This is a genomic window from Citrobacter sp. wls711 (assembly GCF_005281055.1).
Lineage (GTDB): Bacteria > Pseudomonadota > Gammaproteobacteria > Enterobacterales > Enterobacteriaceae > Citrobacter > Citrobacter gillenii.
Genome location: NZ_SZXC01000054.1, coordinates 1 through 3,252 on the forward strand (window position 1 = coordinate 1; position 3,252 = coordinate 3,252).

The following is a 3,252-nucleotide window of genomic DNA, read 5'->3' on the forward strand; positions in this document are numbered from 1 at the left end:
GGATCGCGTTGCTGCTCTTTGTTCTTGGTAGAGCTGGGTGCCTCAATGATGGTGGCATCCACCAAAGTGCCTTGGGTCATCATGACGCCTGCTTCGGCCAGCCAGCGATTGATGGTCTTGAACAATTGACGGGCCAGTTGATGCTGCTCGAGCAGGTGGCGGAAATTCATGATGGTGGTGCGGTCCGGCAAGGCGCTATCCAGGGATAACCGGGCAAACAGGCGCATGGAGGCGATTTCGTACAGAGCATCTTCCATGGCACCGTCGCTCAGGTTGTACCAATGCTGCATGCAGTGAATACGCAGCATGGTCTCCAGCGGATAGGGCCGTCGGCCATTGCCCGCCTTGGGATAAAACGGCTCGATGACAGCGGTCATATTCTGCCATGGCAGAATCTGCTCCATGCGGGAGAGGAAAATCTCTTTTCGGGTCTGACGGCGCTTAGTGCTGAATTCACTATCGGCGAAGGTGAGTTGATGGCTCATGATGTCCCTCTGGGATGCGCTCCGGATGAATATGATGATCTCATATCAGGAACTTGTTCGCACCTTCCCTAACGTGGGAGTTGTGTCGGGCTTAAAGCTAATTCACCGTAAGAACAATTTTCCCAACATGCTTGCCGGACTCCATCAATGCATGCGCGCGTGCTGCTTCGCGTAACGGGAATGTGCTGTGAATCATGGGATGGCAACGACCTGCATTGAGAATCGGCCAGATATTTTTAAGCAAGTCATTGGCAATTTCGGCTTTTTCGACCGAAGTTCGTGCTCGCATCGTTGAACCCGTGACAACCGCTCGCTTCAACGCGAGTTCTTGCAGATCCACTTGATCTGCGAAAGCTCCGCCAAGGAAGCCAATGATTACCAGCCGGCCATCCATTCCTAAACTCCTCATATTTCGGGAGAAATAGGATGCACCCATTATATCGAGAATGATATCAACGCCACGGCCATCCGTTTGCTTCAAAATGAAATCAGAAAAATCAGTTGTCCGGTAGTTGACTGGCGTAGCGCCAAGCTCTGCGATCACATCGCATTTATCATCTGATCCAGCCGTCGCATATGCCTCGATACCGATTTCGCGGCATAGCATCAACGCGGTTGTGCCGATACCACTTGTTCCCCCATGAATCAGAACACTCTGACCCTGTGTTGCGCCACCAATCTTGAACAAGTTTGCCCAGACGGTGAACAGAGTCTCAGGAAGTGCCGCCGCTGCTATCATTGACATGCTGTCTGGCACCGGCAGTGTCTGGCTTTCCGGCACGATGCAATACTCACCATAACCACCGCCATTCGTCAGAGCACAGACTCGGTCACCAATCTTTACGCCCGTGACGCCTTCTCCAATTGATGAAACCGTTCCAGCGACCTCAAGACCAGGAATAGGGGTTACGTCGTCAGGCATAGGGTAATGACCCTGGCGTTGAATGACGTCAGGACGATTAACACCTGCGGCCTTGACGCGAACCAAAATTTCCCCAGCCTTTGGCACCGGAATCGTTGTCTGAACGGGCGTTAAAACCTCTGGCCCGCCAGGCTCAGAGATTTCAATGACAGTCATTTTATTCGCAGTATGTAACATGAACGTAAGTCCTTATGATTTTGTTTTTCGTTGAATTTCCCAACTACACTGTGTCTCATCACTAGCCACTTTTCTGTACGTTGCAGCACGTACCCTCTGCGGATTCCGATTTACTTGAACATCCATTCCGGTTTTATTTGAACACCTTGGATCAACGCATCGTTGGCTAAGGAAGTTGCGATTAAGTGGTCCGCAGCTCCCGATATGACGCCCCAAACCGTCCTTTATCGACGTCCTGTGGCTCAATTTTCCAATTTTCAGCCCAAAATCGTCTCTTCGTGGCTGATTTTGGCCCTGTTTCAGGCCAATTTCCTCATTTCAGGTAGATCTCGCCTGTGCCCGTATCAATTGGTCAACTCGAACCAGGTTCGCCAGGGTGAATAACATCGCCAGTTGACTGTCATTTTTAGCCAGCCCCTTGTACCTGGCTTTGACGAAACCAAACTGACATTTTACTATCCGAAATGGATGCTCAACCTTCGCTCGGATACTCGCTTTCAGGTATTCGTAACGGATGGCCAGCTTGTTCTTGCGCGGGTGTTGCTTCAATGCATTCACTTTGCCGGGACGCTTGGCGATAAGCCAGTCTGCGCTGACATCGCTGAGCTCATCGCGCTTTTCGGCCCCCTGATAACCAGCATCGGCTGAGATAAATTCTTCATCGCCATGCAGTAACTTGCCAACCTGATTGAGGTCGTGCTCGTTAGCCGCCGTGGTCACCAGACTGTGGGTCAGGCCACTTTTGGCGTCCACGCCAATGTGCGCTTTCATGCCGAAGTACCACTGGTTACCTTTCTTGGTCTGGTGCATGTCTTCATCACGGCTGTTGTGTTTGTTTTTGGTAGAGCTGGGGGCTTGAATGATGGTGGCATCCACCAAGGTGCCCTGGGTCATTAGAACGCCACACTCTGCTAGCCAGTGATTAACGGTACTGAAGATTTTGCGGGCCAGTTCATGCTGCTCCAGCAAATGCCGGAAATTCATGATGGTAGTGCGGTCTGGAATGGAATGGCTTTATCCAGTGACAGGCGAGCAAATTGGCGCATGGAGGCGATTTCATAGAGGGCATCTTCCATGGCCTCATCGCTCAGGTTGTACCATTGCTGCATGCAGTGAATACGCAGCATGGTTTCCAGCGGATAGGGCCTGCGACCATTACCGGCCTTGGGATACACAGGCTCGATAACGCCAAGTAATTTGTCCCAGGGAAGCAAGTCATCCATTCTGCCAAGGAAAACTTCTTTGCGGGTCTGGCGGCGTTTACTGGAAAACTCACTGTCGGCAAAAGTCAGTTGCTGGCTCATCCGGTTACTCATTCTGGGTTCAGGTTACAACACGATGATCTCACATCTCGGACTTATTCGCACCTTCCCTAATAAAGCTTGGCTATGGCTTGTATACCAAGGCAAGGATTAACAGCTTAACAGGCAGACCCATGCCTACTAACCCAGGGGGAAGCGATGCCCTGATGCGTGAGATATTAAAGATGAAAGGGGTCGATTTTGAGATGGACAACCTATCTCTGCAAAGCCTCTCAGGTGAAAGCACTCAAATACCATCATCCGTTCATTATTCATGGAATCCTAAGCAGTTTAATCGCAAGCTGGTAGTCGGCAATCGAGTACTGGGGACGTCTCAGAAAACGGAATCTATGGTCACTCCCGTTTT

The 3,252-nt window shown here is 50.9% G+C and carries 1 protein-coding gene and 3 pseudogenes; 1 reads left to right on the plus strand and 3 read right to left on the minus strand.

Annotation, left to right across the window (positions count from 1 at the left end):
• The 3 genes and pseudogenes from FDW98_RS16840 to FDW98_RS16850 form a co-directional block, all read right to left on the minus strand.
• Nucleotides 1–485: pseudogene (locus tag FDW98_RS16840) on the minus strand (IS5-like element ISKpn26 family transposase); the annotation flags it as partial.
• 97 nt (nt 486–582) lie between these two features.
• On the minus strand, nt 583–1,563 hold the full coding sequence (locus FDW98_RS16845) for an NAD(P)H-quinone oxidoreductase (RefSeq protein WP_196479507.1): 981 nt from the start codon (nt 1,561–1,563) through the stop codon (nt 583–585).
• A 339-nt stretch (nt 1,564–1,902) separates the two neighbouring features.
• Nucleotides 1,903–2,888: pseudogene (locus FDW98_RS16850) on the minus strand (IS5-like element ISEc68 family transposase).
• Between the two features lie 131 nt (nt 2,889–3,019).
• On the opposite strand from FDW98_RS16850, the pseudogene FDW98_RS23520 reads away from it, so the two are divergent.
• Nucleotides 3,020–3,252, plus strand: a pseudogene (locus tag FDW98_RS23520) (hypothetical protein); the annotation flags it as partial.

Bases quoted from the DNA above. Each gene is read 5' to 3' on its own strand.
- FDW98_RS16845 (WP_196479507.1), bottom strand. From the start codon at position 1,563: ATGACTGTCATTGAAATCTCTGAGCCTGGCGGGCCAGAGGTTTTAACG.